Consider the following 592-nt stretch of genomic DNA (forward strand, 5'->3'; position numbering starts at 1 on the left):
CCCTTGGCCTGAGCCCGCGCCATCTCGCCTATGTCATCTACACCTCAGGCTCAACCGGAACCCCAAAGGGCGTCATGGTCGAGCACCACAGCCTGGTGAATCTAGGGTTGGCTCAGATCGGGCTTTTTGGCGTCTGTTCAAATAGCCGTGTCGTGCAGTTCGCCTCCTTCGGTTTTGATGCAAGTGCTTGGGAGCTTGTCATGGCTTTTGGCTCAGGCGCCGCATTGCACTTGCCTGCGGACGAGCTCCGCCAGGCGAGTAACAAGCTATCGGATTACCTGCGAAGCGAAGCCATAACCCATGCGACGTTACCTCCAGCCTTGCTTCAGGCAAGCAAGGATCCGGGATGTTTGGCATCGCAAGTTCTCATTCTTGCTGGCGAACTGCCGAAAGCAGAACTCGTCCGAAGTCTGGCCTCGGCATCTATCGTCAACGCTTATGGCCCGACCGAAGCAACAGTCTGCGCGACGGTTTGGAATTGCCCGGCTGATTTTGATGGGTCAGTTGTCCCGATCGGCCGTCCGATTGCGAACACGCGGGTGTATCTGCTGGACGGTCATGGCGCGCCCGTGCCGTTCGGGGCGGTGGGCGA

At 58.8% G+C, this 592-nt stretch carries 1 protein-coding gene; it reads left to right on the forward strand.

Features of this window, described 5'->3' with window-relative positions; translation table 11 throughout:
* The coding region (locus NKJ23_RS34560) for an AMP-binding protein (RefSeq protein WP_352496823.1) at positions 1 to 592 on the forward strand (592 nt) is incomplete at both ends.

The sequence above is a fragment of the Mesorhizobium sp. M0184 genome, assembly GCF_040322215.1.
Taxonomy (GTDB): Bacteria; Pseudomonadota; Alphaproteobacteria; order Rhizobiales; family Rhizobiaceae; genus Mesorhizobium.